Source organism: Lacisediminihabitans profunda, from assembly GCF_008040105.1.
Taxonomy (GTDB): Bacteria; Actinomycetota; Actinomycetes; order Actinomycetales; family Microbacteriaceae; genus Lacisediminihabitans; species Lacisediminihabitans profunda.
The window spans coordinates 1-211 of the sequence record NZ_VRMG01000062.1; the positions used below are offsets into that span (position 1 = coordinate 1).

Annotated in this window: 1 protein-coding gene; it reads right to left on the bottom strand. The window is 65.4% G+C overall.

Translation table 11 applies throughout. The annotated features are described in order from the left end of the window. The coding region (locus FVP33_RS19060; protein ID WP_147785262.1) for a DUF1905 domain-containing protein at positions 1-211 on the bottom strand (211 nt) is incomplete at both ends.

Here is a 211-nt window from a genome sequence, read left to right on the forward strand (position 1 = left end):
GGCTTGTTCGCGGATGTTCTTGTTGACGGCGATGATGTGGGATCCGCCGCCTTGGGCGAGCATGGAGGTTCTGAAGGCTACGCCGTTGACGGCGGCGGTTACGGGGACGCGGCCTTTGGCGCCGAACTCTTCGGAGACGGCGGCTGGGACGGGGACGAATGTCCACGCGCCTTTCATGTCGGGTCGGGTGAGTTGGGCGGTGAAGCGGTGG